This window comes from Marisediminicola sp. UYEF4, assembly GCF_040546025.1.
Taxonomy (GTDB): Bacteria; Actinomycetota; Actinomycetes; order Actinomycetales; family Microbacteriaceae; genus Marisediminicola.
The window spans coordinates 123,803-149,642 of sequence record NZ_JBEPNA010000005.1 but is presented as its reverse complement, the minus strand read 5'-3'; the positions used below and the strand labels follow the sequence as shown (position 1 = coordinate 149,642).

The following is a 25,840-nucleotide window of genomic DNA, read 5'->3' as shown; positions in this document are numbered from 1 at the left end:
ATCGCCTCCTGTTGGTAGTGCCTGATAGCGTACCACTATTTTGGGGAATCTATGCCTAGTGCTCTGTGCCGCGGCGCCTCCGGCCGGAGCGGAGGACGAGAGGCGCTCGGTCGCCACGCGGATGCGGTGGGTGACACCGGGGAGTTTGAGTTCTCCCAGCAGGTTCAGCAGGGCAGCCTTCGTGTGGTGTCCTTTGTGAGTTCTCTGATCGGTACTCACTGACCACCTGCCAGCTCCGCCGCATCGAGGACCGCCTGAATGCTGTGCCGGGATATCCCCTGAGCCGACTCGATCGCTCGCCGGGACAAGCCCTGATTGCGCAGCTGCAACACCAGCTTCGCTTTGATCTTCCGTACCATTACCGGTACTCCTTCCACCACGTGGCCATCACATGGTGGAAGGAGCTTTTCAGGTGGTGCTCAACCACCCCGACAGTGGTGCTGAACAGTGCCAATCACGGGCCTGAACAGTGGTGCTCACGCGCACCCTAGGTGGTGTCCACAGCAGCCAATATTCACCGGCTTCCTCGACCGCCTTAGTCGCCTTTTCGTACGCCTCCTCGGGGTCTGGATTGCGCCCGTACGCTGCGCGCCACGCCTCAGAGAGCAAAGCACCCGCCGTCGCGGACGTGGCGATGATTGCCTCAGCTGCGTCTGCCACGCCCTGAGGCACCCGCTTTTCTAGGCCCGGATCGCCTGCGCGAGAACCAACCCGCCATTCGGATCCGCCTGCGCGAAGATACATCTCAAGCGCATTCCGCTCGTCCGCTGCGTTGTACTTATCCCGACCAAGAAATAAAAGAAAGTCGAGGAGGGCAAGCTTCTCACTGCTCTCGAGCGCATTCCAGAACGCACCTCCTCTGGTCAATGCGTACTTCTCTGTGTGGGGAGGACTATTACGCATGGACACATCCCAAGCGGTCGAGAAGCCAGCGTCGATTAGGCCACTACCTGAATTAGCGATTCTCTCAATCGCCCAGCCACGAATTGGAGCATCGACCCACGTAGGAATTCCCGGTACAAGCGCGGCGTGCTCGACCGGGTCAAGTCCGGGCGGGGTTCAAGGTGACATACCCCCATATTGCCCGACCGCACCGACAGAAGCTCAGGCGACACGATGGACGGTTTTGGACCGGACACGACCTGGAACCTCAGCGCGCAGAGGTACGAACTGCTCGGAAACATCGGTAGGCGAACGAGACTTGAACCCCGTGACCGACGGATTGCGACAGGCCTTCCCGGACTCGCCGCAACAGTTAGACCAACCTCGACTGACCTCGCCCTGACCGGGAGTTCCTTGCCGAATGTGCTCCGATTTTACTCGAACACCTCAACTGGCCTAGATCGATCTCGATGCATAAGCGTTGAATAGCGGCGGGAACGTGTGCGCATCAAGTGTGAAGGCAGCCTCGGCAAGGCGGTTCGGGCAGTCAGCCCGTCGTAGCGGATATCGGGGGTTGGCTGTTCAGCGGTGGTCGTCTCCCCGCATCCGCACGGCAACGATGATGCCGGATGCCGCGGTGAGGGCCGCGACGACGGCGACGGCGGTGGGAATGCCGAAAGCGTCCGCGATGATCCCGGAGAGCAGTGCGCCCACGGCGAAGCCGCCGTCACGCCAGAGGCGGTAGGCGCCCACCGAGCGGGCGCGCCATTCCGGGTGTGCGACGTCGCCGATAGCGGCGAGCAGGGTCGGGTAGACCATGGCGGTGCCGGCGCCGAGCAGGGCGGCGGCGGCGAGCCAGATGCCGAAGCTGTCGCCTGTGGCGAACATCCCGAGGGCGATCGCCTGCACGATCATCCCGCCGACGATCAGCCACTTGCGACCGATCCGGTCGGAGAGTGCGCCCGTGACCAGCTGGCCCGCTCCCCAGACCGCTGGATACACGGCGGCCAGAATGCCGACGCGTTCGATGCCGAGCCCGGCGGTGGCGAACAGGATCGGGAAGAGCCCCCAGGCCAGGCCGTCGTTGAGATTGTTGACCATGCCGGCCTGGCTGATCGACGACAGCGATCGGTCGCGGAAGCTCGTGAGGGTGAACACCTCGCGGTTGCTGAGCGAGCCGGCGTGAGCGTGGGCGGAGACATGACCGGCCGCCTCAACCCTCGCGTGGTGGTGTGTTTCCCGCACGAAGAACACCGACAGGCCGAGGCCCACGGCGATGAAGGCCGCGCCGAGCAGGAAGGGGCCGGGGCGCAGGCCGTACTCGGCGGCGATGTATCCGGTGGCCAGGGCCGTGGCGGCGACGCCGAGGTAGCCGGCCGATTCGTTGAACCCCATGGCGAGGCCGCGTTGCTTCGGACCGACGAGATCCATTTTCATGACCACGGTGGTCGACCAGGTCAGCCCTTGGCTGATGCCGAGAATCACGTTGGCGAGAACGATCCAGCTCCAGGTCGGGCCAACGATGAGCAGGATCGGAACGGGAATCGCGATCAGCCAGCCGGCGACCAGCACGGGCTTGCGGCCGTACCGGTCCGACAGCGTGCCGGCGAAATAGTTGGTGCCCGCCTTGGCGAGGCCGAAGGCGAGGATGAAGGTCAGCGCGCCTGTGTACTTGTCGAGCTCGAAGACCTCGTCCGCGAGCAGCGGCAGAACGGTACGTTCCTGGCCGAGGGTGCCGCCGACCAGGGCGTTGACCGCGACGAGCAGCATGAACTGCGGCAGATTCTGCCTCAGGCCGAGGATGATGCCGAGGTCGGAACTCCCCCGCTCCCCCGACGTCTTAGGTGGGCGGCTCATTGGCCGGTTTCCAGCGAAAGGCCCGCTTCGCGAGCCCAGTCGGCGCCGCCTCCGTCGAGCACGGCGACGTCGGTCCGTCCGGCGAGCTCGAGGATGCTGGCCGCGCTCATCGCGCGTTCGCCGTGCCCGCACATCACGACAAGCGGGCCAGCCGGCAGGTCAGTGACATGTTCGGCTAGCGCGCCAAGCTCGATGTTCCGGGCGTCGGCCACGTGGCCGGCCGCGAACTCGGAGGCCTGACGGATGTCGATGACGGCGGCGGATGCTGCGGGGCCGGAGACCATGTCCTCCGCACCGATCAGGGCCCCCTTGGTCGCCGCTTCGGCGTTCTCCCAAGTCGGGAACCCGCCATCGAGCTCACCGGCGAGGGTGTCGAAGCCCACCTTCGCGGCGGCCCAGACGATGTCGTCGGGGTTCTGATCGGGCGCGCGCACGATGACGACCGGTCGTTCGGGGTCGGCCAGCCAGCCGAGCCAGGTCGCGAACACCGGGCGCAGCGCGATAGAAAGGGATCCGGATATGTGTCCGGCGGCGAAGTCGGCGGGCTGCCGGGCATCCACGATCTGGGCGCCCTGCTCCTGGAGTTCCTTCACCCGGTCGGCGGACAGCGCAGCAAGCGACGGCGTGGTTCCGAGCACGACCGGGCCGTCGCGGTTGACCTCACCGAGGCGCAGGAAGTAGTCGGGGAAGGTGCCGAGCGACCCGAGCAGCGCGTCGACGAAGGCGTCCTCGCCGGTGGTCTGGAGCAGCGGGTTGGTGGCACGTTCGCGGCCGATCGTGGTCGTGCGCTCGCCGCCGGCCGCGGCAGAGCAGAACGACCCGGCGCCGTGGGTGGGCCAGACCGGGGTGTCGTCCGCGAGCTCCATGAGCCGTTGGAGCGAGTGGTACTGGGCGCGGGCCAGCGGAACGGTCAGTTCCGGGCTCACCAGGTCGGTGCGGCCGGCGGTACCCACCATGAGCGAGCCGCCGGTGAATACGCCGGAGATGCTCCCGTCGTCAAGGAGGAGGTAGGAGAGATGCTCGGGCGAGTGGCCGGGCGTCCCCAGCGCCTGCAGCGTGAAATCGCCCAGCTGCACGATGTCACCGTCGGTCAGGGCGGTGTGCGCGAATCCGCGCGTCCCTACCTCCGGTGCCAGCACAACGGCCCCCTCGGTGTCGTGCAGTTCGCGCACGCCGGAGATGAAGTCCGCGTGCAGGTGGGTCTCTGCGGCATACGCGATGGACAGACCGAGACGACGTGCCTCCGCACGCACCTGGCGCAGGTCCCGCTCCGGGTCCACCACCAGGGCCCTCCCCTGTCCGATGTCCAGCAGATAGGTGGAGTTGCCTAGACCCTCATCGATGACGGGAACAAGATGCAGCTTGGCCATGTGGATACTCCTCGCATTGTTATTCCATAGAACCATGGATTATTAGATGATAGTAGTCTGAGGAAAACCGGGAGGAACCACACATGGGCGATCGAGTGAAGAAGTCGGCGCTGTTCGAGCAGTTCGCGCGTGTCGGAAAGGCGCTGGGCAGCGGCAAGCGCCTCGAGTTGCTCGACCTGCTCGCGCAGGGCGAACGCACAGTGGACTCGCTCGCGAACGCCGCGGGGCTCGGCCTGACCACAGCATCCGCCCATTTGCAAACCCTCAAACAGGCCGGACTGGTCGCCACCCGCCGCGAGGGCACCCGCATCCACTACCGGCTGGCCGGGGACGACGTCGCCCGGCTCTACGGCCTGGTTCGCTCGGTCGCCCAGACGCACGTGTCCGATGTCGAATCCGCGCGGCTCGCCTACCTCGGACTCGACTCGGGCGACGACCACGCGCGCGAGGAGGTTACGCGGGACGATCTCCTCGCCCGTGCCGCCTCCGGCACGGTGACGGTGCTGGACGTGCGGCCACGGCAGGAATACAACGCCGCGCACATCCCCGGCGCCATCTCCATCCCCCTCGAGGAGCTGGGCGACCGGCTCGGCGAGCTACCGCTCGACCGCGAGATTGTCGCCTACTGCCGCGGCGCCTACTGCGTGCTCGCCTACGAGGCCATCGCCATGCTGAGCGGGCGCGGCCTCCGGGCGACCCGGTTGCACGAGGGGATGCTGGAATGGCGGCTGGCGAGCCTGCCGGTGTCGGTCGAGACGGCCGCCTGATGAACATTCTCCTCATCATCAACGGCGCCGCCTACGGCCAGGACACCACCTACAACGCGGTTCGCCTGGCGAAGTCCCTGTCCAAACGCGACGGCGTCACCGTACAGGTATTCCTGATGGGCGACGGCGTCACCGCGGCCATGGCGGGGCAGAAGACGCCGGACGGCTATTACATGCTCGACCGGATGCTGTCGTCGATCCTTCGCCAGGGTGGGGAGATCCGCTGCTGCGGAACCTGCATCGATGCGCGCGGACTCACCGAGGCCATGCTCATCGAGGGCGCCACCCGATCCACGATGGACGCTCTCGCCGACTGGACATTCGCAGCGGACAAGGTGCTTGTCTTCTAGCTCACGAGACAACTCGTGGACCGCGACCCATTCGGCGCGCTGAATGTCGTCGATCAGGCTGTCCACCTCGAAAGAGTCCCGCCGCTGGGCTTCGAAGATCCCGACGACACGCTCACGCAACCGCACATCCTCGGGGTACCCCGGTGCCCTGGTCGGCCGTCCCGGTGAACTCGATCGGCTCCGCCCGATCCGCATGAGGAGCTTCGAGGATCACTCGCTGCAGATCCCGCAGTCAGCGCGCGTGATGCAGCATTGGTCGGCGAGGGATCCGAGGTGAAGGCGTCGAGGAGCAGCATCGAAGGCAGCACGGCAACGGTGGAAAGTGCATGTCTCACTGGTCGACCCATGCGGTGGCTGGTCGACGGCGACGTTGACCCTCAGGGTAGCCCGTCATAATTGCGTCTCTTGATACCGAACGATCACCCCGTGCTGACCTAAGAAGTGTCGGCTGGAGGGGTGGTCATGTTTGCAACGGGCCTCCTAGTCGCAACCTGAGGAGCTGGGGGCACCGGTGCGGGGCACAGCCCCAGGTCGGCTGTGGCCCGTGAGCCGGGGTACGAGGCGCACGAATATCACCATGCCGACCAATTCGACAAGCGTCTGGGTCACCACGGCCAGTGCCGCTAACGAGAGCGAGGCCGGCAGCGCGAGCGCCAGTGGGAGAACCACGAGGGAGTTCCGGGTGGACCCGCTGAAGACGAGCGCGCGAATTCCTGGAACATCCAGGCGAACGAGTCGACCGGCAACCAACCCCACGATGACCATGATGACCAGGAACGCCACGTAAAGCGGGACCACTTGGAGCAGCGAGACAATCCGCGAGCCCACTGCGGCAACTTGCGAGCCGATCACCACGGCAAGCGTGGCCATCATCAGCGGGACCATGACCGATTGCATGAGTGCTTCGGTTGCGCGACCAAGACGGTGCCGACGGGCGATCCATTGAACCGTTGCCGCGGCCAGAAGGGGAATGACGATGAGTAGCACGAATGCCTCGAGGAAGGGCGTGATTTCGATTGCCGAGACGGTGTCCGGACCGGCGAACAGCAGCAGGTAGACGGGAAGCAGAACGATTTGTAACAGCATGAGCAAGGGTGTTGCTGCCAGGAGTCGTTCCCGTGCCCCGCCGGCCAGCCCGGTGAACACGATCACATAGTCAACACACGGAGTGAGCAGCACGAGCAGGACGCCGAGGAGCAAAGCCCGGTCGCCTGCAACGAATCGTGAAAGACCGAACACAATCACCGGGACAAGGATGAAGTTGACGACGAGTACCGTTCCCAGGAAACGGATGTGCAGCAGAGCCCGGCCGACCTGAATTAACGGCACACCGAGGAACGTCGCAAACAGAAGCAGCCCGAGCACCGGATTGATGCCCACCGCCAGAGTCGGAGCGACGGCAGGTGCAAGCCAGCCGACTGTGCCGCCGAGAACAATCGCCGCGATGTAGGGAGCAATTTGCCAGCGTTCCATCCAGCGCACGAGGTCGGCCACCGTTCAAAGGTACAGCGACGGTCGCGGGATCAGCATTAAACGCTATCATCGGATTATGACGATTGAATTTGCGGTTGCGGCCGACGCCTGTGGGCACAATCCCGCGGCAACGCTCTTCCATTCCCTCAGCGACCCGACCCGATTGAGCATCGTGAAGCGGATGGCTGGCGGCGAGGTGCGGGTCAGTGACCTCACCGGCGAGCTGGGCCTGGCCCAGTCCACGGTATCGGCGCACGTTGCATGCCTGCGTGAATGCGGGCTGGTGGAAGGTCGCGTGCAGGGCCGCAGCGTCTACTATTCGCTGTCCCGCCCTGAATTAATGAACATGCTCGCGCAGGCCGAGATACTGCTCGCCGCCACCGGCAATGCGGTCAGCCTGTGCCCGAACTACGGCACCGGCAGTGCCGGCGCCTCGCTGACAGAGGAGAACTCACGATGAGTGATGCCTGCGGCTGCAGCGACGAGAGTGCCCCGACCGAGTATGCCGAAGAATCGGAGAAAACCGTCGGATTCTGGCAGGTGAGCGAAATCCGGACCGCTGCGGTCTCCGGTGCACTGCTCCTCGCCGCGTGGATCGCCGGACTGGTGGGCGGCCCTGAGGTCCTGACGCTTCCGCTGGAAATCGCTGCGCTGCTGGTTGCCGCCTGGACGTTCGTCCCATCCACCCTGCGGCGACTGGTCAAGGGAAAGATCGGGGTCGGCACGCTGATGACGATCGCCGCGGCCGGAGCGGTGGCGCTCGGGCAGGTCGAGGAAGCGGCAACCCTGGCCTTCCTTTACGCGATCTCCGAAGGACTAGAGGAATATTCCCTAGAGAAGACCCGTCGGGGGCTGCGTGCATTGCTGGATCTGGTCCCGGCTGAGGCGACCGTCCTGCGCGACGGCATCGAGGTCACCGTCGCCCCGTCGGAACTCGCCCCCGGCGACCGCATGGTCATCCGGCCCGGGGAACGTCTGGCCACCGACGGCAGGATCATCACCGGCCGCACATCCCTGGATACCTCCGCGCTCACCGGAGAATCTGTCCCAGTCGAGGCCGGGCCGGGAACCGAGGTCTTTGCCGGGTCTATCAACGGCACGGGGCCGCTCGAAGTCGAGGTCACCAGTACTGCTGAGAACAACTCGCTAGCGAAGATCGTCCACATCGTGGAGGCCGAGCAGTCCCGGAAGGGCCCGGGCCAGCGCCTGGCCGACTCGATCGCCAGCAAGCTCGTTCCGGGCATCCTGATCGCTGCCGCCCTGATCATCGTCTACGGCTTCATCGTCGGCGAACCACTGCTGTGGTTCAATCGCGCCCTCGTCGTCCTCGTCGCCGCGTCGCCGTGCGCCCTGGCCATCTCCGTCCCGGTGACGGTCGTCGCCTCCGTCGGCGCGGCCAGCCGCATGGGCGTGCTCATCAAGGGCGGGAGTGCCTTGGAGACCCTCGGCAAGATCCGCACCATCGCGCTGGACAAGACCGGAACCCTCACCCGCAACAAACCCGCCGTGATCGACGTCGCAGCCACCGGATCCGCCACCAGGGACTCTGTCCTCGCCCTCGCTGCCGGCCTGGAATCCCGCAGCGAGCACCCGCTCGCCCGCGCCATCCTCGCCGCGACCCCGGACCGGGCATCCGTCACCGACGTGGACACCGTCCCCGGTTCTGGCCTGGAAGGCAGGCTTGAAGGTCGTCGTGTCCGCCTCGGCCGCCCGGGCTGGATCGACGCCGGCCGCCTGGCCGCCGACGTCGAGCGGATGCAGCGGGCTGGCGCCACAGCTGTCCTCATCGAAGACGACGGGCAAGTTATTGGCGCCATCGCGGTCCGTGACGAGCTGCGCCCCGAGGCCCGCGAGGTCATCGCCCGGCTGAGCGCATCCGGGTACACCACAGCCATGCTCACCGGCGACAACCTGATCACCGCCACCGCCCTCGGAGAGGCCGCCGGCATCACCGAAGTCCACGCCGAGCTCCGCCCGGAGGACAAGGCAGAGATCGTCCGCATGCTCAAAGCCCGCCAACCCACAGCCATGGTCGGCGACGGCGTCAACGACGCCCCGGCCCTCGCGACCGCCGACGCCGGTATCGCCATGGGCGCCATGGGGACCGACGTGGCGATCGAGACCGCGGACATCGCCCTGATGGGTGAAGACCTGAACCACCTCCCCCAGGTGCTCGACCACGCGCGGAGGACCCGGAGCATCATGCTCCAGAACGTGGGCCTGTCCCTGCTGCTGATCGCCGCGCTGATTCCCCTGGCGCTATTCGGCATTCTCAGCCTGGCCGCCGTGGTCCTGATCCACGAACTGGCCGAAATCGTCGTGATCGCCAACGGCGTCAGGGCGGGCCGGCTCAGCCGCACAACCACGCTGCAAGCCGCGCGGCCCGCCCCGGCATTGGAATCGGCAGCGTGAGCGCCGAAGCCGCCGCCCGCCCCGGCGCGTCCGCCGGTGCGGCACGAAGAATCAGGGCTGTGCTGCTCGTCTGGGTGGCTGCGCTGGCCGCGACCGACCTAGCGATCAAGGCGCTGGCCGAAGCCCTGCTCTCCAGCGGGGCGACGATCGACCTGGGGTTGATCAATCTCCGATTGCTCTATAACACCGGCGTTGCGTTCAGCCTCGGCGCGGGCCTCGCGCCCTGGATCATCGTCGCGGCCACCGGCCTGATCATTGCGGGCCTAACCTGGTACGCCCTCTCGTCGGCTCCGAGCATGACAGGGGTCTCCCGCGCAGGCGCAGCGCTGCTGCTCGGCGGAGCCGCCGGAAACTTCATCGACCGGCTCGACGGGCGCGGCGTAGTGGATTACCTGCACACCGGATGGTTCGCGACCTTCAACCTCGCCGATGCCTTCGTCACCGCCGGGGTGGCGCTCTTCATCCTTGGCACCATCCTCTCCCAGCGGACCCGGGACCGCGATTGACCGTCAAGCGAAGAGGAAGGGGAACTGTACCAGGATGGTGAGCACTATCACGGCGTAGTTTGCGACCACGAGTACCCATGCGAATGGGAAGGCGCTCTGGCCCAACCGACGTGTGCCGGAGCCGAAGAGGGTGCCGTATCTGAGCCCCCATCCAAGCAAATACCACCACATCGGAATCGTGACCGCCCAGACGATCAAGCAGTACGGGCAGAGCACACCGATGACGAAGACACTCTGGATATAGAGCCAGGTCACGAAGAGCCAGGCACCGAAAACACCGAGGGTGAATAGCCGCCAGAACCAGGAGCCGAAGTGGGCGCCGGCAAGAATGCCGGCCGCGACCGCCACCGGTGCCACGAATCCGGCGACACCAAGAATCGGGTTGGGGAAGCCGAGGAGAGACGCCTGCCACCGGTCGAAGAGAGCGCCGCAGGACACGAACGGGCTGATGTCGCAGCTGAGTGCTACATCAGGGTTCTCGAGGCCGCGCACGCGCTCGACGAGCAACGCTACCGCGGCGAGCCAGCCAATCGCGCCGGTGGCGAGCAGGACGACGGCCAGAGCTAGCGGCGATCGGTGACCAGGAGGTCGCTCAGGCGTGGTCCCCATGTTCATCCTCCGATTCACGATCATCGAGCCCTCCTCGCAAAGTCTATAGATGACTACGTGGAGCGAGCGTTACCGGGTATTTCGTCCCCCCAGGCGGGATAGAACAACCCCTGCCTGTTCGCGCCACGGTGCCGCGCGCTCGGCACGCAGGATGGCAAGGTAATATCGGCCTGTGAGTCCTCGCGCTGTCCTTCGCCTTGGGGCTCCGCGCTGGCCCGCTGCGATGATACGGCTCATGACCATCATTCTGGCGCTGACGATGATCACTCTGGGGGCGCTGGCTGCGCAGCACGCCCAGACCGCGCAGGGCGAGGCGAGCTACGGTCTTGCGGCGGAGTTGAACGTGGATCATCAGCAGCTCGCTTCCGGTGGCGCTGCATGGTCGAAGCCTGCTGGTGAGGTGATCGTGGTGGGGCTGGCCACGGGTTGCATCGCGCTGGTGGCCTCCTGCGCGCTGGGCCTGGCCATGCGGCTCGGCCGCGCCTGGCGGGCGGACCTCTACAGCCGGCTCGTCTCCGTCGCGAAACCCCGGCGCGAGGTCCTCGTCGGCCCGACCCTGACCATGCTCACCACCGCGCGGCCAAGCTTGGTCGCCTTGTCCATCAGCCGAACGTAGGCGAGCCGGTGTTGGAGCTCGCGGCGACGACCTGCCATCGTGCTCCTGCCGTCCCTCCCTGCGCGTTCCGTCCACTTCCGGGCGCGCTCTACCTGATGATTCTTTGAGCCTTGGAGAGAGACCGAACATGAAGAACAGCACCAAAGTCGCAATTGTATTGTCCGGCGCGATAGTCCTCATCGTGATCGTGTCCATCGTCGTCTCGATCATGCAAGCCCAGCAATCCCCGACGACAGCGGATCGCGATCAGGGGCCCGGTCTGACCTCCGCCATTCGTGACGACAGCCACGTTCTGGATGATGCTGGTGACGGCGCGGTGACTGTGGTGGAGTTCCTCGACTTCGAGTGTGAGGCCTGCGGGGCGGCCTACCCGGTGATGGAAGATCTGCGCGAGGAGTTCTCTGGGCAGATCACCTTCGCCATTCGTTATTTCCCGCTGCCCGGTCACTTCAACTCGATGAATGCCGCGATCGCCGTCGAGGCCGCCAGTCAGCAGGGTGAGCTCGAGGCGATGTACGGTCGCATGTTCGAGAGCCAAGCCGAGTGGGGCGAGGCGCAGGAGTCGCGGGCGCCGCTATTCCGTCAGTTCGCTGAGGAGCTCGGTCTTAACATGGCGGGGTACGACGCCGCCGTGACGGATCCGGCGACGACGGAGCGGGTGGAGTCGGACTTCAACGATGGCATCGCGCTCGGCGTCAGTTCCACACCGACCTTCTTCGTCAACGATCGGATGGTGCCGCTGACCTCCTTCGACGACCTTCGCACGGCGATAGAAGCGGAAATCGACAATTGACCTCGTCGCTGGAGCTCCTCCGGCGGAGGCGGGTGCTCGTGGCAGAAGGTCACCCCCTACGCGGGACTGAGGGCGAACACCGGATGATCGGACTCCCGCGCCCATGAACGAAGATTGGGCGAACGTTCCCGATTCACCTCCGGGCGTCGCGCAGTTCTTGGCGCTCGACGCGCAACCGCTGCCAATCCTGCCCATCATCGGGGTGGTGCTGGCGATTTTGTACCTGCTGGGTGCCATTCGGCTCTGGGCGACCGGTCGGCCATGGTCGGCGGGAAGAACAGTCACGTTCCTACTGGGATGCCTGGTGATCGTTCTGGTCACCGGCTTGGGGGTCGAGGGCTACGGATACGTCATGCTCTCGGTATTCATGTTCCAGCAGCTGACCCTGATGATTCTCGTACCGCCACTTCTGGTTCTTGGTTCACCCGGTACGCTGCTGTTTCGCGCGACGCCGCACTCGGGGTGGGGGCGCGGCGTGCTTCGTCTCGCGCTCTATGGTCTCCGGGGGCGGGTTGGCCGGTGGATGCTGCATCCCGCGTTCACCGTCCCGCTGTTCCTGCTCCTGTTTTACGGGCTCTACCTCGCGGGCCTGGCTGACCTGATCCTCGCACTCCCCTTCGGCCATATTGGGCTGGAAGTCGCCTTCCTCGTCGCGGGAATGCTCTTCACCCTCCCGATCCTCAGCAGCGACCCGCTTCCGATCCGGATGTCATACCCGGCGAGGGCCATTGATGTCACCGCGGAGGTCGCGCTCCACGCGTTCTTCGGGGTGTTCCTCATGATGAGCCCCACTCTCCTGCTCGACTCGTTCGCAAACCCTCCAGCGGCGCTGGGCATCGATCCCCTCGCCGACCAGGCAATCGCGGGCGGGCTCGCCTGGTCCTACGGTGAGGGGCCGAACGTCCTCATGCTGCTGTACATTCTTCATCGGTGGTTCCGCGACGACACCTCGAAGGCAGCGGCGGCCGACGTCCGGGTGGCGCGCTATGGGAATCCAGACCTCGACGCGTATAACGAGTACCTCGCGCAGCTGCGTCAGCGCGACGAGAACCCCCCACGGCGAGATGCGCCGACATGAGCGCGCGGCGAGACTGTTCAACTCGATGGACAATGACGACTCGAGCATGATCACACGCCGCCGTGCGGGGCGAGACCTGTCCCGACCGACGGTCACTATCGTCCGCGGGTGTCGACCATTTCTTGACACAGACGAGAAGGGACGGCGTAGGACGATTCGATTGTGTGAACTGGGCCACGAACTTGGCAATCGGCGACGGGAGCGCCCTCCCCCGCCGGGACGCATCGGTCGGAGCCGGGGAGGTCGCGTGGTGCCTTCTAGACGGAGCCAAGGGCGCGTCTGCCGGCTGTCGGGTTCTCCGACCCGACCTCGCGCGCGCTGGCACCCTCACGACCAGGTGCCGTCGACATCAGTCGAAGAGCTCGCTGAGCCAGCTCTCCTTTTTTCGCTTGCGCCCATCTGAGTGACCGCCGTGGGATTGGCTGAGTCCGTCGCCTTTGCGACCGCGTGACCAGTCGTCATTCGTCGGGTAGCCGGTCTGCGGCGCCGGGGCCGCTGCTTGCTGCACCGGGGCGATCGATCGCTCGATGATTTTATCGAGTTCGCCGCGGTCCAGCCACACTCCCCGACATTGGGGACAGTAGTCAATCTCGATCCCCGAGCGGTCTGACATAACCAAGAGAGCGTCATCGGTAGGGCATTTCATTGGTTGGTAATCCTTCCAGGTGAGGGTGAGCAATCCCACCCGCGAAGTAACCTATTCCTCCAGGCTGGCAACCCGCCCGGACCCTATCGAAGCAAGCGAGTGCCCCTCCTTCGGCCCGCGGCACCAGCGGCGACTGCGCCAACGGCGCAGATGTCCATTATGTGCAAGACTGTTCATACATGCGCACATCCGCTTCGGTGGAGACCTGCCCTCGCCGTGCGATCGCGAGAACAACCTGTCGAAAGGGCAGCAATGGCGACCGAAATTCAACTTGACCTGCGAACCCTGCTGCCGGAGGCGTTGGACGAACGTGACGCCTGTGTACGCAACCTGATAGGCGCTCTTGAGTCGCGCGAGGGCGTGAGGAGCGCACACATCGATCGTGCGCATGACGCGGCGACCGCGCAACTCTGCATCCATTTCGAACCGGATGTCATAGGTCTGGACCGAATCCGCGATCTCGCGCACTCTCTGGGTGCGCGAGTTGACAGCACCTTCGGGCACATCAGTGTGGAAGTCGACGGCGTGTCCCGCGTTGCGCGCGCGCAACTCCTTGAACAGCGGCTGCGCACCATGTCCGGAGTGGTCGAGGCCCACGTGTCACCGATCGGCTCGGTCAGGGTCGAGTATGCGGTGGGCGAGACGTCAGATGCGGCAATCCTCGACCTGCTGGACAAATTCGGCGCTTCTCCTCGGGGCGGACGAACTGCTGACGGTGCGGCGCGGGCCACGGAACCTCAGGTCGAAGGCCGCGCCCATAAGCACGGATGGATCTTCGGCGAGCGGACTGAGCTGATCTTCGCGCTTCTGTCCGCCGGCACCCTCACAGTGGGCTTCCTTCTGGGCTTGAGCTCGGCCGTGCCGGATGCCGTCTCCACGGCGTTGTACATCGCCGCGTACTTCTTCGGCGGTTTCTACACACTCAGGGAAGCCATCCAGACGGTGATGGCGAAACGGTTTGAAATCGATTTCCTGATGCTGCTGGCGGCGGCCGGCGCGGCGTTCCTCGGGGAGTTGGCCGAGGGCGCCCTACTCTTGGCGCTGTTCAGCCTGGGACACGCGCTCGAGAGCTACGCTATGGGCCGCGCACGGCAGGCGATCCAGGCGTTGGCAGAACTCGCCCCGGTGACAGCCACTGTCAAGCGCAACGGTGCGGAGCACGAGGTTCCGGTTGGAGATCTCGCAATTGGCGACACGGTAGTCATCAAACCCAACACCCGCATCCCGTCGGATGGTTTCGTCGTCGTCGGTCTGAGTAGCGTGGACCAGTCGGCCGTGACGGGTGAGAGCATTCCGGTCGAGAAGATGCCCGTTGCTCCGACATCCTCCCGCAAAGAGCAGGACATCGCTCCGGAGAGCCGCGTCTTCGCTGGCACGGTGAACGGTGGCGGCGTCTTGGAGATCGAGGTGACCCGACTGTCAACGGATTCGACGCTCGCCCGCGTCGTCCGGATGGTGAGCGAAGCGCAGGCCCAGATATCGCCCACACAGCGCTTCACGGACCGGTTTCAGCGGGTCTTCGTACCCGCAGTCCTGATTCTGGTCGTCATGCTCCTGTTCGCCGGGTTCGTGATCGACGAGCCCTTCTCCGCGACGCTGTATCGCGCCCTCGCAGTGCTGGTGGCCGCCAGCCCCTGCGCCCTGGCAATTTCGACTCCGAGCGCCGTGCTCAGCGGGTTGGCCCGCGCGGCGCGCGGCGGACTCCTGATCAAGGGTGGCGCTCCGCTGGAAAACCTCGGCACCCTGCGCGCTATCGCGTTCGACAAGACGGGCACACTGACCGTCGGAAAGCCGGAATTGACTGATGTCGTGCCGGCCGGCGGTTCGGACGGCACAGAATTGCTCCGCGTAGCTCTGGCTATCGAGTCGCAGAGCGATCACCCGCTCGCTTCCGCCATCGTGCGCGCGGGCCGCGCCACGATGGACGGATCGACTGCGCTCACTGCACGTGAGGTCACGAGCATCACGGGTCGAGGGGTCAGCGGAATACTCGACGGCGAAATTGTCCACATTGGCAAGAGACAACTCTTCGGGGAGATCGCCGGGCCCCCGATCCCGGCAGACGTCGCGGAGGCCACGACACGGCTTGAGGAATCGGGACGAACCACGATGGTCGTGCGTCATGGTTCCCGGTATCTGGGCGTTCTCGGGATCATGGACACGTCGCGCCCCGGGGCGGCGGACGTGATCACCAGGCTTCGCGCGACCGGCATCCGGAACATAATCATGCTCTCCGGCGACAACCAGATTGTTGCGGATGCGATTGCGAAGAAGCTCGGACTCGACCAGGCACGTGGAGACCTCCTGCCCGAGGACAAGGTCGCGGCCATCCGGCAAATGCGCGACGAGGAGCACAAGGTGGCCATGGTCGGGGACGGCGTCAATGACGCACCGGCGATGGCGACTGCCACCGTCGGGATCGCGATGGGTGCCGCCGGCTCGGACGTGGCCATGGAGACCGCCGATGTTGCTCTCATGGGTGACGATCTCGGTCGGCTTCCGTTCGCTGTGGCGCTGAGTCGGCAGTCCAGTCGCATCATCCGCCAGAATCTGTGGGCAAGCCTCGGGGTTGTGGCAATCCTGATCCCCGCGACCGTCTTCGGGGTCTTTGGCATTGGATTGGCCGTCCTCATCCACGAGGGATCGACGCTCCTCGTGGTGGGGAACGCACTCCGCCTCTTGGCCTATCGGGAGCCCAAACTGGCTGCGTACTCGGGAGGAACTGATGCCAACCGAGAGCTAGACGAGTGAGTCCTAATGGTCGTAGGCGATGAGGGAGCGTTTTTTGGGTGCTCCGATGAGCCAGTTGTGCCAGATTCCGGCGGCGAGGGCGAGTAGACGGCCGGCAACACGCGAGTAGACGCCAGGGATGGTTCTACCGCCGTGGTCTTCGAGGGTGTGTTGGCCCTTCATCGTGTCGAACACTGACTCGACCCATTGCCGGATTCCGCCGAGTTTGCCGAAGCGTTTCTTCTCGTCTTTCCGGTCAGGGCGCAGCAGATGGGCGCCGAGCTCGTCGGTGATGAATGCTTCGAGCTCGTGAGTATTAGCGCTTCTGGGGGCCACCGTTATTGACGTCGGGGGCCACTGGTCGACATGACCGGTAGCGTGCCTGGGGGCCGTTGAATATTGCTGTTGGGGGCCATCTGCTTAGCTCCTTCCGCCGCGTGTATAGGCACGCGGCATAAGGAGTAATCAACAATGGTACGAAGGATCAACGCGAAGCTCGTCCTTCAACTCCGCGCCGACGCCATGACGGGGCGCGCGATCGCTCTCGCGCAGGGCATGTCGCGCAAGAGTGTGTTGGCGGTGTTCGATGCCGCCGAGAAGGCCGGCATTGGCAGTGACGGCCATGCCGGCCGCAGCGAGGCCGAGGTGTATGCGCTGCTGTTCCCGGGTCGTGGCGAGCACGAGAGTGTGTTCGTGCAGCCTGATTGGGACGGGGCGCACAAAGAGCTCGCCAAGGTCGGGGTGACGCTGAAGCTGCTCCATGGCGAGTACGTCGATGGGTGCGCAGTGACGGGGCAGCCGGCGATGGGTTACGACCGATTCTGCAAGTCCTACGCGGCGCATACGTTGGTCACGGGAGCGGCGTCCCGGGTGGGCCACAAGGCCGGGCGGACGGTCGAGGTCGACTGGTCGGGGCCGACGATGCAGCTCACCGACCCGGTGACAGTCGAGACGTCCCGGGTGTATTTGTTCGTCGCGTGCCTGCCGTTTTCCCGGTATGCGTTCGTCGAGCCGGCTCTGGATATGCGGCAAGACACCTGGCTGCTGGCCAACGTCGCGATGTTTCAGTGGTTCGGCGGAACAGTTCCCCGGATCGTGCCCGACAACCTGAAGACCGGAGTGGTCAAGCACCCCCGCGAGGGTGAGATCGTGTTGAACGACGCATACCGCCAGATGGCCGCGCACTACTCGGCGGTAGTGCTGCCGGGCCGACCGCGGGCACCCAAAGACAAAGCGAGCGTGGAGAACACGGTCTCCCATGTTGCCACCTGGGTCATCGCCGGGTTGCGAAACCGCCGCTTCGGAACGCTGCCCGAGCTGCGGGCCGCAATCCGGGAGCGGATGGATGCCTACAACCGGGAACCGTTCCAGAAACGCGCCGGCTCCCGCCTGAGCGTGTTTCAAGCCGAGGAGAAGGCGCTGCTGCGGCCGTTGCCGTCGGCTCCGTATGAGATCAGCCGGTGGATCGTCGGGCGTCGGGTGCAGAAGAACGGGCATGTGGTCTGGGAGAAGAATTTCTACTCCGCTCCCTACGCGCAGATCGGACAGGGCGTGGACCTGCGCGTCACCTCCCGGCTGCTGGAGGTCTATCGCAACCACGAGCGGCTCACCAGCCACCTATTGTTCGGCGAGCATGTCGTGAACGAGTACCGCACGAACGATGCCGACCAGCCCCAGGGCGAGAGGTATCGGGAGTGGGACACGGTCAGGATTCGGGCTTGGGCGGAACGGGTCGGACCGAGCATGGTGACCGTGGTGAACAGGATCTTCGAGGCTGTTCCGGTGGAAGAGCAGGGCTTCGACGCCGCCCTTGCAGTGCTGCGGCTGAGCCGCCGCTACTCCAGCGCGCGAGTGGAAAAAGCGTGTCAGATCGCGCTCGATGGTCGTGTTCGCTCGTCCCGGTATGCGCACCTGCAGCCGATCCTGGAGACCGGGCAGGACAAGACAAGCACCCGCAGGATTCCACGTTTCGAGTCCACCGAGCCCGAATCCGGCGAATATGTCCGCGGCGCCGACTACTACGCCGGAGGCGGTGCGCGATGAGCCGGCTCGATATCGAGACCAAACGCAAACTCCGCGAAATGGGCGTGACCACCCTGTTGGACGCGTTCGACGCCCAAGATGACTTCCTGACGCTGGGCGCTGGTTTCCGGCCCGGCCGTCCGTCTTTCGAAAAGCCCAGGGCGGGCACGATCCGATCGTCAAGATGCACGTAAAGTGTGGTCATGAGGGTGTTGAGGTCGGTTTTCACACACAGGGTTTGACACCCTCCGCCCCCGATTAACAGCGTCCACGCGGTCAACGCCTAATAGGACTCACTCATCTAGATGAGCGGACATCGTTCCACCGGCAAATCGACTGATACGGAGAGTGGTTGTCCCCGGGTGCGATCCACACCTTCACTCACACGAATACGTGTAGATGCCATCTTCGTAGACCCCGGCCTCACGATCGGCGCAAGGGCCGACGTTGCCCTCCCAGAATTCGAAGAAGTACCATGCGCCGGCGGCGAACACCACCGTGCCCACGATCCCGATCACGATCCCTGCGATCGCAGGAACGTTGCGTTGCTGGGCTCGGAGCGACGTTACCAAAGCAATGGTGCTCACAACCAAGCCAACCACGCCTAACAGGCACGACAGAATGAGCCCAACGACACCGAGTTTCCGTCCTGGGAAGTCGGTGTCCCATCTCACGGGCAAAGGGTTTGACGTTTCCACGTTTGACCTGATCACGATTTCCTTCGTCGGGCTTGTGGCGGGGTTGGAAGCGGATTTAGGCCGTGATGGCTCAGTCACCATCAACTCACCCCCTGGGATCGAAGGGACGGGGTCGCGGTAATTTCCACTCCCCCGCCGCTACCTGAGCGCCTGAACGGACGCGCAGGCCGCTGGCATACCTATGGGAGTAAGTAGTCGTCATCCCGCTACCATGCTGAATCGCGACCTGATTCCCGTGGCCTCCGGTTGGTGTCCGGCGTAGGTCACGATGCCGGCCGCGGTAGCGAAGATCGGCGTATCGCAACTGGGCCCGAAGTCATCACCCGAGTGTAGGCGCCCGAAATTGCAGACGGGGTGGAGCCGCATTCCGTAAGACCCGAAACCACCAGAACCTGTTGGCGCTTCTGTTCTCCGAGCGCGAAGCCCTGCTCGACGGTGATGCGGGGTCGCGGAGCGTTGCCAGCTGCGCCTGATGGCGTGATCGGTGGCGCGCTGATCGTCCAGCGCCGTTCCGGCCGCCGCTGCCTCCCTCAACGCGCGCTGAGCCACTGCGGCGACGCGGGTGAATTCTGTCTCGGCAACTTTCGCCTGAGCGCCCGGAGCGTCGACTGTTTGTACCGCCATTGTTGAGGGGTTGAGCAAGGCTCTGTCTTGCTCGACGAGGTTTGCGTCGGTCAGATGGTCCTCGTCGCCGTCACTGACGAAAGAGATCTCGAGTGTTGTTTCGGCTGTGCCGAGAGCCATCTTGGCCGCCAGTTGTCCGGCCCGAGTTCTTATGATCAGAGCCACTTCCTGAGTCTCTTCTGCCGCGTCGCGAAGGACTTGAGATTTTCCGGGTGCTTCGTCGAGAGAGCCTTGCACGATTTGAAAATCCTCTCCGTGGCGCTCAGCATGCGCGTTCTCCCGGGCGGCTTGTTCGTTTCCTCGCGCATTCTCTTCATCAAACCAGGAGGGATGGTTGGCTTCCGCGTACACCTGCGCGGCAGCCCGGCGGACAGCAAACATCACGACGACCAACGTGGCCGCCCCGCGAAGTCCCTCCACCCGCTCGACGGTCGAATCACCCATTCATCACCGAGGCCGGCGCCCGCGTGACGGGATTGCGGATCGTTCCTAGGAATTCCCTCCGACGTCTGTCAGGAACGTGACCGCACTGCGAGAGTTGCGCGCGGTCGGGACGAGGAGCGGCGTTCAAATTTTTCGGTACGAGCGCTAACGCGAATCCGGCAATAGCGAGCACTGCGAATGCGAAAGGAAATTCGAGGGATAAGGTGCGCGGGATTCGCGCTTTCGAGTGGGGCCTTTGCCTTGTCGTGACATGCCCGCGCATCGATGAAGAAATATCACCACCGTCACCATCCGACCTCGGCCGCTTGGAGTTCAACCTGAACCGGCTGTGGAGCGCAGCACCGCGGTTATCGACTGCTGCATGACGGTCCCGATTCCGTCGAATCGGCCGAGTCGGGAGCCCGCGCCACATGAAGGAGCATCGTATGACCTACGTGATCCAGTCCGAGCTCGAGCAGCGTGCGCACGTGAGCGTCCGAGAGGTCATACTCTGCGGTGCGGCCGGTCCGGTGAACGTCCACGACGCGATGCGCTCGAAGCAGTCGGAGGGCGTGTGACGTTGCTGACTCGCTCAAACCAACCACCGCAGCCAGGTCACGGACCCGCATGCGCCCCGGCAAAAGCGCGATAAGTAGCCGGACCCGGGTCGGCTCACCGAGAAGCCCGAAGACATCGGCGAGGTCGGCGATGTCCGCGCGGGACGGCATGCGATCCAGAGCGGCTTCAACGCCGTGACGGGAGTCGGTCCGTACTGGCTTTGACTCGTCGGCTATTAGCGACGATTCATCATCTGAGCGCACTACGCTATCTCTCTCTAGACAAGGTCTCTGGTTTCCGAAAAATTTTTCGGCTCGCACTGGATCGTGGCATGAACTATGCCGTAGCTATCGTGCAGGAGCTGCAGCACTGCATCGAGCACGTCAGGATAGTCGCTGCCCTCCGTCACTACGATATGCCCGCTCGCACTTTCCATTCCCGATGTGATGGTCCACACATGCAGGTCGTGCACCCCCTCGACCCCGGGAAGCGCGACGAGCGCGTCGTGAATCACCGCGAGGTCGAGATTCTTCGGAGCAACTTCCATTAGGATCCGCAGCGCCTCGCGGGTGAGCTTCCAGGTGCGCGGCAGGATGAACAATCCGATGCCGACGCCAACGATCGGGTCAGCGTAGGGCCATCCTGTGGTGAGGAGGACTACCGCGGCGACGATGACCCCGACAGAGCCCAGCAAGTCCCCCCATACTTCCAGGTAGGCGCCTTTGAGGTTGATGCTCTCCTTCGATCCGGCCATCAGGAGCCGGAAACTAATCAGGTTAATCGTCAAACCGACGAAGGCCACGAGCAGGAGTGGAAGGCCGGGAACCGCCGGCGGATCACCGAATCGCTGGATGGCCTCAAACAAGACATACCCCGCGACCCCGAAGAGTAAGAGCCCATTCGCCAGTGCAGCTAGCACTTCGAGTCGGTAGAAACCGTAGGTGCGCTGGCTAGTCGTTGGCCTGGCCGCGAGGGTGATTGCGGCCAACGCCATCCCAAGGCCGAGGACGTCTGTGCCCATGTGCGCCGCGTCGGAGATCAGTGCCAGCGAGTTGGTCGCGAAGCCAACCACGAACTCGACCACCATATATGCTGCGGTAATCGTGAACGCGATGATCAGCGGTTTGCGGTGTCGCCCGGCCGCAGAAGTTGCCGATGCGTGAGAGTGGTCTGCGCCCAAGGGATGCACCTCCGAGTCAAGTGGGTATGTATGAACAGTCTTGCATACATCGTGGTGCGGTTTGGTGTGAGGTCGCAGGGGGCCGGAACCGGGCACTCAGCTTCTCCTCACCCCGGATGCCGCCAGCCGACTGAACTTGCGGCTGTCCGATTTGGTTCGGGAATTGAGGGAGTGATGGCACCGATCGGTACCCATACAAATGCGCCGGCCAGCGCTGACGGTCGCAGTGCACTTCAGAGTGGGACAGTGAGACTTGAACCGGAATTCGATTGCTAATGGGGTCAAGTCTCGCCGCATTTGCCGAAAACGCCCTGATCAGAAGCAGTTGTTATGTAGGGCGGACGGGACTTGAACCCGTGACCGACGGATTATGAGTCCGCTGCTCTAACCAGCTGAGCTACCGCCCCGTGCGCTTGTCAGTCGGCGTTGGCCGGGTCATCGAGCGACACCTCGGTGACCGGATCGACCACCTTTTCCCCACGATACAGGCTCTCGAACGTGCGCAGAGTGCTCTCGATATCGTGAGGAGCGGTATAGGCGAGACTGGTGTGTTTCATGCGGTCGAGCTCCTCCGGGGAGGCGGTGAGCACCGTGGTGAGCTTCTCAGCGAGGTCGGCAACGTTGCCCGGCTCGAAGAGGTAACCGTTCTCGCCGTCGTGGACAAGATGCGGGAGCGCCATCGCGTTCGCTGCGACAATCGGAAGCCCGGATGCCATCGCCTCTAGCGTTGCGATGCTCTGCAGCTCGGCGATCGACGGCATCGCGAACACGGTCGCCCGGGTGTACGCGGCGTGCAGCTCGGCCTCCTCGACGTAGCCGGTGAAGGTGACGCTTGAGGCGATGCCCAGACCGACCGCGACCTGCTGGAGGTGCTGGAGCAGGTCGCCGCCCCCCACGATTTCGAGCTTCACATCGAGTTGAGGATCGAGAATGGCCACGGCCCGAAGGAGCACGTCGATGCTCTTCTCCCCGGTAACCCGACCGACAAACAGGATGCGGTTCTCGGTGCGACTGTCGAAGTTCGGTTCGTACTTGGATGCGTTGATGCCGCAGGAGATCGCGTGGACCCCGTCGAGGTCAACGGCTTCCTCGAGGAACGCGGCAGCCTTGCGAGTCGGGCTCGTGACCGATTCGGCTAGCCGGAAGGTCTTCGCTGCATCTTTCCAGGCGAGCCGGATGGCAGTCTCGCGCAGGAATTTCGGTAGCAGACTGTGGTCGATCATGTTCTCGGGCATGAAGTGGTTCGTCGCCACGAGGCGGATGCCGCGCTTCGAGGCCTGGCGTGCAAGGCCGCGGCCGATGACGATGTGCGACTGGAAATGCACGACATCGGGTTGCACGGCGTCGAGAACTTTCGCAGCATTGTGCTGGCTGCGCCACGGCAGGGCAAACCTCACCCAGTCGTGGGGGTACCAGCGCCACGAGTAGAGGCGGTGCACGGTGAATTTGGCACCGTCGTGCTCTTCGATGAAGGTGCCGTGCTTGCGGCTCGGAGCCGGCGCAACGACGTGAACCTCGTGACCTCGCTCGACGAGGCCCGCCGCGAGCCGCGACGCGAAATTGGCGGCACCATTGACATCGGGTGGAAAGGTGTCGGCTCCGATCAAGACGCGCAGCGGCGTTTCTCGAGTGGTGGCTCCAGTGTGGGAGTCAGACAAATTCTTGGGTGTCCCTTGCATTGTGTGCCAGCGGCGGGTGCGGTGGGCTCGTGTCAACCTGAAGCTACTGAGCAAGCTACTAACCAAGTTACCCTAGCGCTGGTTCTGGGGGTGGTGTTTCGCCAGCTGGAAGACCCCGTAGATCGCAACGGCCCCGGTGACGACGAACGCGGCGATCGCGAGCGGTGGAGCCCCGGATGCCTCGCCGAGCACGACGACCCCGATCGTGACGGCGACGAGGGGGTCTATCACCGTGAGCCCCGCGATCACGAGGTCTGGGGGTCCCGAGGCGTAGGCGGTCTGCACGAAATAGGCGCCGAGAATCGTCGCCGCGAGGAGGGCGATGACGCAGATGAAAGTGAGCACGTCGAAGTTCTCGAGCCTGACACGGTTGATGATCACCTTGGCGAGCGTCGCGACGAATCCGTACAGGATGCCGGCGGCCACGATGTACATGATGGCCTTGAACTTCGAGCGCAGCACCACGAATGTGGCGGCCGCGGCCACCAGCACGCCGCCGAGTATGACGAGCACCGTGATCAGCTGCGAGTCGGTGATCTCGGTCTCGCGGGCGGTGAACGCGGCGATCGTGACGAAGACGGCGACTCCGCCCACGCACAGCGCGATCGACCGCATCGTGGCCCGGTCGAGCTTCATTCCGCTCACCCGCGCGTTCACGAGAGCGGTGATGACGAGAGCCACAGCGCCGAGCGGCTGCACCACGATGAGCGGCGCGAGGTACAGGCTGGTGAGCTGAAAGAGAATCGCAAGAAGGAGCAGGAACGTGCCGATCACCCAGGAGGGCCGGGCCAGGAGCGCCACGAGCTGGCGGCGGCTCAGCCCGCTGCCGGCCCCGCCAAGCTTGGCCTCGACCTTGCCGACGCCGCGGTGCTGGAATTGGGCGCCGAGGGCGAGGAAGACGGCTCCGACGAGGGCGACCGGGATTCCGAGACCCTGAGTGGGCGTGAGGTTAAGGACCTGGTCGGTGAGGTCAGTCAGGTCTAGCGGCTGCACGTGATGAACCCTAACCGCTCGGGGGTCGATATTCTTGGCGAATGGCCGTGCTTCCGATACTCATCACGGGGGACCCGGTTCTCCACTCCCCCGCCCGCCCCGTCACCGATTTCGGGGCTGACCTTCACCGGCTCGTGTCTGACATGTTCGAGACGATGGAGGCCGCGCCCGGCGTCGGTCTTGCCGCACCGCAGGTGGGCATCCCGCTGCGCGCGTTCGTCTATGACTGGCTCGACGACGACGGGGTGCGCTGGCGCGGCGTCGCGATCAACCCGGAGCTGTGGCTCAGCCCGCCGACGATCGGCGAGGCCGACGAGGAGGAGGAGTCCGAGGGATGCCTCTCGGTTCCGGGCGAGCGTTTTCCGCTCCGCCGGTCGGAGCTCGCGATCCTCAGCGGGGTCGACCTCGACGAGGCGCCGTTCGAGATTCGCGCCCACGGCTGGCTCGCCCGCATCTTCCAGCACGAGTACGACCACCTCGACGGGGTCCTCTACGTCGACCGGCTGGAGCCGGTCTGGGCGAAGCCCGTCGCGAAGGCGATCCGCCGGGCCGGTTGGGGCGTGCCGGGCGAGAGCTGGATGCCGGGGCGGGACGACCTCGACGCGTGACTGTCGACGCCTGACCGTCAGCGCGCCAGGTTGACCCCGTGCACGCCATTGTCGTAGCGCAGCGCGGGGAAGATCGCCTGGACGGAGAAGCCCACGCCCGGCACCGCATAGGCGTTGAACACGCCCCGGTAGGCGACGGTGCGCTGCCGCATCTCGGTGAGCCCCTCCCCTTCGACTACCTCAGTGAGCGCGTTGAGGTCGTCCTGGAAGGTATAGCTGCGCTGCTGCGCGAGCTCGTTCGGGTCGAGTCCGTCGCGACGCGCCGCCGCCTGCACCCCGTCGTCGTCGACGAGCACCTGGAGGCCCTCCGCGGTCCACGTGAACGACACCCGCACATCCGTGCCGGTGCCGCCGTAGGTGAGCGCGTTCGCGAGCGACTCCTCGAGGATTCGGTAGATGGCGACGTCGGCACCCTGCTGCAGTTCGAACTTCTCGCCCGATTCGGTGAACCCGATGGTGAGACCGGCCCCGGTCATGGTTGCTATGAGTTCGGCGGCGGCCGCGATGCTCGGTTGGGCCGCCGTGGGCGTCTCGCTCTCGCCGGCGATCGTCACAATGCGCCGCAGGTCGGTGAGCGCGCCCGCGGCGAGGTCGGCGATCTGGCCGGCGGAACGAGACGCGGAGGTCGGGTCAGTCTGGACTACGTAGCGGGACCCCTCGGCTTGGCGCAGGATCGCTGAGATCGAGCCCACCGCGACCTCGTGCAGCTCGCGCACGATGCGCAGTCGCGCGGCACGTTCCGCGATGCCGGTCTCGAGCTTCGCGATCTCCCGATCGGCTGCGTCGAGTTCGCCGGACAGCAGCCTCCCGTTGTGGGCGGATCGCAGCAGGAGGACGAGCAGGAGGAGGCTCGTGGCGAGAAGCACCGCCGCGAGCGCGGCGACGACGCCGACATTTCCAGTCAGCCAGTCGATCACGGTGCGTCCTTTCGGGCCCGACGGTGCGGCGGGGCATGGTCCAGAAGTG

The 25,840-nt window shown here is 64.8% G+C and carries 25 protein-coding genes, 1 tRNA gene and 2 pseudogenes; 11 read left to right on the top strand and 17 right to left on the bottom strand.

All coding sequences use genetic code 11. The features are described from left to right. Positions 1–215: 215 nt before the first annotated feature. The 4 genes from ABIB15_RS07510 to ABIB15_RS07495 all read right to left on the bottom strand — a co-directional run bounded on the left by ABIB15_RS07510 (position 216) and on the right by ABIB15_RS07495 (position 4,109). Positions 216–359 carry a hypothetical protein gene (locus ABIB15_RS07510; RefSeq protein ID WP_354476619.1) on the bottom strand — a complete coding sequence of 48 codons (144 nt, stop codon included), beginning with the start codon at positions 357–359 and terminating at the stop codon, positions 216–218. Positions 360–408: 49 nt separating this feature from the next. Next, on the bottom strand, positions 409–867 hold the full coding sequence (locus ABIB15_RS07505; protein ID WP_354476535.1) for a hypothetical protein: 459 nt from the start codon (positions 865–867) through the stop codon (positions 409–411). A 597-nt stretch (positions 868–1,464) separates the two neighbouring features. After that, entirely contained in the window at positions 1,465–2,739 is a 1,275-nt protein-coding gene (locus ABIB15_RS07500; RefSeq protein ID WP_354476534.1) for an MFS transporter, read from the bottom strand. Next, on the bottom strand, positions 2,736–4,109 hold the full coding sequence (locus tag ABIB15_RS07495) for a rhodanese-like domain-containing protein (protein ID WP_354476532.1): 1,374 nt from the start codon (positions 4,107–4,109) through the stop codon (positions 2,736–2,738). The genes ABIB15_RS07500 and ABIB15_RS07495 overlap by 4 nt, the downstream gene beginning before the upstream one ends. A gap of 83 nt (positions 4,110–4,192) precedes the next feature. Between ABIB15_RS07495 and ABIB15_RS07490 the strand changes: the two genes are divergently transcribed. Together ABIB15_RS07490 and ABIB15_RS07485 are read left to right on the top strand one after the other, a co-directional pair. After that, on the top strand, positions 4,193–4,876 hold the full coding sequence (locus ABIB15_RS07490; protein ID WP_354476530.1) for an ArsR/SmtB family transcription factor: 684 nt from the start codon (positions 4,193–4,195) through the stop codon (positions 4,874–4,876). Further along, complete coding sequence (locus ABIB15_RS07485) at positions 4,876–5,226, top strand: DsrE/DsrF/TusD sulfur relay family protein (protein ID WP_354476528.1); 351 nt, start codon at positions 4,876–4,878, stop codon at positions 5,224–5,226. The genes ABIB15_RS07490 and ABIB15_RS07485 overlap by 1 nt, the downstream gene beginning before the upstream one ends. Positions 5,227–5,706: 480 nt before the next feature. Here the strand turns inward: ABIB15_RS07485 and ABIB15_RS07480 are convergent, their stop codons facing one another. Further along, entirely contained in the window at positions 5,707–6,699 is a 993-nt protein-coding gene (locus tag ABIB15_RS07480; protein ID WP_354476615.1) for an arsenic resistance protein, read from the bottom strand. A gap of 76 nt (positions 6,700–6,775) precedes the next feature. On the opposite strand from ABIB15_RS07480, the gene ABIB15_RS07475 reads away from it, so the two are divergent. The 3 genes from ABIB15_RS07475 to lspA are packed head-to-tail and all read left to right on the top strand — an operon-like array spanning position 6,776 to position 9,617. After that, complete coding sequence (locus ABIB15_RS07475) at positions 6,776–7,159, top strand: ArsR/SmtB family transcription factor (RefSeq protein ID WP_354476526.1); 384 nt, start codon at positions 6,776–6,778, stop codon at positions 7,157–7,159. Beyond that, positions 7,156–9,111, top strand: coding sequence for a heavy metal translocating P-type ATPase (locus ABIB15_RS07470; protein ID WP_354476524.1), 1,956 nt, complete (start codon positions 7,156–7,158; stop codon positions 9,109–9,111). The genes ABIB15_RS07475 and ABIB15_RS07470 overlap by 4 nt, the downstream gene beginning before the upstream one ends. Beyond that, positions 9,108–9,617 (top strand): signal peptidase II, encoded by a 510-nt coding sequence (gene lspA / locus ABIB15_RS07465; RefSeq protein WP_354476522.1) that lies wholly within the window; start codon positions 9,108–9,110, stop codon positions 9,615–9,617. Before ABIB15_RS07470 ends, lspA begins: the two co-directional genes overlap by 4 nt. A gap of 3 nt (positions 9,618–9,620) precedes the next feature. Here lspA and ABIB15_RS07460 read toward each other — a convergent pair whose 3' ends face one another. After that, complete coding sequence (locus tag ABIB15_RS07460) at positions 9,621–10,226, bottom strand: vitamin K epoxide reductase family protein (RefSeq protein WP_354476520.1); 606 nt, start codon at positions 10,224–10,226, stop codon at positions 9,621–9,623. 235 nt (positions 10,227–10,461) lie between these two features. Here ABIB15_RS07460 and ABIB15_RS07455 point away from each other — a divergent pair, with 235 nt between their 5' ends. The 3 genes from ABIB15_RS07455 (at position 10,462) to ABIB15_RS07445 (ending at position 12,713) form a co-directional block, all read left to right on the top strand. Next, entirely contained in the window at positions 10,462–10,842 is a 381-nt protein-coding gene (locus tag ABIB15_RS07455; protein WP_354476518.1) for a hypothetical protein, read from the top strand. 127 nt (positions 10,843–10,969) lie between these two features. After that, positions 10,970–11,635: a DsbA family protein gene (locus ABIB15_RS07450; RefSeq protein ID WP_354476516.1), complete on the top strand. Its 666-nt coding sequence runs from the start codon at positions 10,970–10,972 to the stop codon at positions 11,633–11,635. Positions 11,636–11,738: 103 nt separating this feature from the next. Then, entirely contained in the window at positions 11,739–12,713 is a 975-nt protein-coding gene (locus tag ABIB15_RS07445) for a cytochrome c oxidase assembly protein (RefSeq protein WP_354476514.1), read from the top strand. Positions 12,714–13,062: 349 nt separating this feature from the next. Here the strand turns inward: ABIB15_RS07445 and ABIB15_RS07440 are convergent, their stop codons facing one another. Then, positions 13,063–13,359, bottom strand: a complete 297-nt coding sequence (locus ABIB15_RS07440) for a TFIIB-type zinc ribbon-containing protein (RefSeq protein ID WP_354476613.1) — start codon at positions 13,357–13,359, stop codon at positions 13,063–13,065. Positions 13,360–13,575: 216 nt separating this feature from the next. Here ABIB15_RS07440 and ABIB15_RS07435 point away from each other — a divergent pair, with 216 nt between their 5' ends. After that, entirely contained in the window at positions 13,576–16,110 is a 2,535-nt protein-coding gene (locus ABIB15_RS07435) for a heavy metal translocating P-type ATPase (protein WP_502908922.1), read from the top strand. A 3-nt stretch (positions 16,111–16,113) separates the two neighbouring features. Here ABIB15_RS07435 and ABIB15_RS07430 read toward each other — a convergent pair. Beyond that, positions 16,114–16,398: pseudogene (locus tag ABIB15_RS07430) on the bottom strand (IS982 family transposase); the annotation flags it as partial. Positions 16,399–16,560: 162 nt separating this feature from the next. Here ABIB15_RS07430 and istA point away from each other — a divergent pair. After that, the gene (gene istA, locus ABIB15_RS07425; RefSeq protein ID WP_354476512.1) at positions 16,561–18,132 is read left to right on the top strand and encodes an IS21 family transposase; all 1,572 of its coding nucleotides are present in this window, start codon (positions 16,561–16,563) and stop codon (positions 18,130–18,132) included. Between the two features lie 91 nt (positions 18,133–18,223). On the opposite strand, the pseudogene ABIB15_RS15290 reads toward istA, so the two are convergent. The 8 genes and pseudogenes from ABIB15_RS15290 to ABIB15_RS07385 form a co-directional block, all read right to left on the bottom strand. Next, positions 18,224–18,340 (bottom strand): annotated as a pseudogene (locus ABIB15_RS15290) (IS982 family transposase); the annotation flags it as partial. 148 nt (positions 18,341–18,488) lie between these two features. Further along, entirely contained in the window at positions 18,489–18,785 is a 297-nt protein-coding gene (locus tag ABIB15_RS07415; protein ID WP_354476508.1) for a DUF4190 domain-containing protein, read from the bottom strand. A gap of 222 nt (positions 18,786–19,007) precedes the next feature. Next, positions 19,008–19,877 carry a M23 family metallopeptidase gene (locus tag ABIB15_RS07410; protein ID WP_354476506.1) on the bottom strand — a complete coding sequence of 290 codons (870 nt, stop codon included), beginning with the start codon at positions 19,875–19,877 and terminating at the stop codon, positions 19,008–19,010. Between the two features lie 347 nt (positions 19,878–20,224). Continuing rightward, positions 20,225–20,584, bottom strand: a complete 360-nt coding sequence (locus tag ABIB15_RS07405; protein WP_354476609.1) for an ArsR/SmtB family transcription factor — start codon at positions 20,582–20,584, stop codon at positions 20,225–20,227. Positions 20,585–20,691: 107 nt separating this feature from the next. Then, positions 20,692–21,603, bottom strand: coding sequence for a cation diffusion facilitator family transporter (locus ABIB15_RS07400; RefSeq protein WP_354476607.1), 912 nt, complete (start codon positions 21,601–21,603; stop codon positions 20,692–20,694). A gap of 324 nt (positions 21,604–21,927) precedes the next feature. Continuing rightward, positions 21,928–22,001 (bottom strand) — tRNA-Ile (locus ABIB15_RS07395). Positions 22,002–22,010: 9 nt separating this feature from the next. Further along, on the bottom strand, positions 22,011–23,273 hold the full coding sequence (locus tag ABIB15_RS07390) for a glycosyltransferase (RefSeq protein WP_354476504.1): 1,263 nt from the start codon (positions 23,271–23,273) through the stop codon (positions 22,011–22,013). Between the two features lie 72 nt (positions 23,274–23,345). Beyond that, complete coding sequence (locus ABIB15_RS07385; protein ID WP_354476502.1) at positions 23,346–24,266, bottom strand: DMT family transporter; 921 nt, start codon at positions 24,264–24,266, stop codon at positions 23,346–23,348. 41 nt (positions 24,267–24,307) lie between these two features. Between ABIB15_RS07385 and def the strand changes: the two genes are divergently transcribed. Beyond that, the gene (def, locus tag ABIB15_RS07380; RefSeq protein WP_354476500.1) at positions 24,308–24,874 is read left to right on the top strand and encodes a peptide deformylase; all 567 of its coding nucleotides are present in this window, start codon (positions 24,308–24,310) and stop codon (positions 24,872–24,874) included. Positions 24,875–24,891: 17 nt separating this feature from the next. On the opposite strand, the gene ABIB15_RS07375 is transcribed toward def, so the two are convergent. After that, entirely contained in the window at positions 24,892–25,791 is a 900-nt protein-coding gene (locus ABIB15_RS07375; RefSeq protein WP_354476498.1) for a sensor histidine kinase, read from the bottom strand. Positions 25,792–25,840 lie beyond the last annotated feature (49 nt).